The 737-nt window shown below is 48.3% G+C and carries 1 protein-coding gene; it reads left to right on the top strand.

Annotation, left to right across the window (positions count from 1 at the left end):
- Positions 1-22: 22 nt before the first annotated feature.
- Positions 23-737 (top strand): bacillithiol biosynthesis deacetylase BshB1 (bshB1, locus tag DDR33_RS04490; protein WP_109414587.1); only part of this gene is annotated, 715 nt, incomplete at its 3' end.

Below are 737 nucleotides of genomic sequence, written 5' to 3'. Positions count from 1 at the left end.
CAGGCTGAAAGGTTGTATAGATATGAAATTAGACATTCTTGTTATAGCTGCGCACCCGGATGATGCAGAACTCAGTTGTTCCGGTACTTTGTTAAAACATAAGGCTTTAGGAAAAAAGACGGGGATCATAGATCTCACAAGAGGGGAGCTGGGCACCCGCGGTACAGCCGAAACCAGGGACGGCGAAGCTGCTGCTGCCGCTGAAATACTGGGCCTGGAAATCAGGGAAAACCTTCGGATGAGAGACGGTTTCTTCCGCAACGATGAAGAACATCAGCTACAGGTGGTTCAGAAGATCAGGCAGTATCAGCCGGAAATCATTATCGCGAATGCCGTCACCGACCGTCATCCGGATCATGCCCGGGCTGCATCTCTTGTTAACGACGCCGTATTCCTTTCCGGATTGATTAAGATCAAAACCCAGCTCGAAGGTTCAGAGCAGGAAGCGTGGCGCCCGCGGCTGCTGCTGCATTTTATTCAGAATACCTATATCGTTCCCGATATTCTTGTCGACATTACACCCTACTGGGACCAGAAAATCGCCTCGATAGCAGCATACAAAACACAATTTTACAACCCTGATTACCAGGACGAAAATCAAACGTTCATATCCACCCCCGATTTCGCCGACTTCATAGAAGCCAAAGCAAGGGAACTCGGCAAAAACATCAATACAACCTTTGCCGAAGGCTTCACCAGCAGCAAGTTGCTTGGAGTGGAGAATTTATTTGAATTAC

The organism is Pararcticibacter amylolyticus, from assembly GCF_003130405.1.
Lineage (GTDB): Bacteria > Bacteroidota > Bacteroidia > Sphingobacteriales > Sphingobacteriaceae > Arcticibacter > Arcticibacter amylolyticus.
The sequence above is the reverse complement of the archived record's forward strand: the minus strand, read 5'-3'. Positions and strand labels throughout refer to the sequence as shown.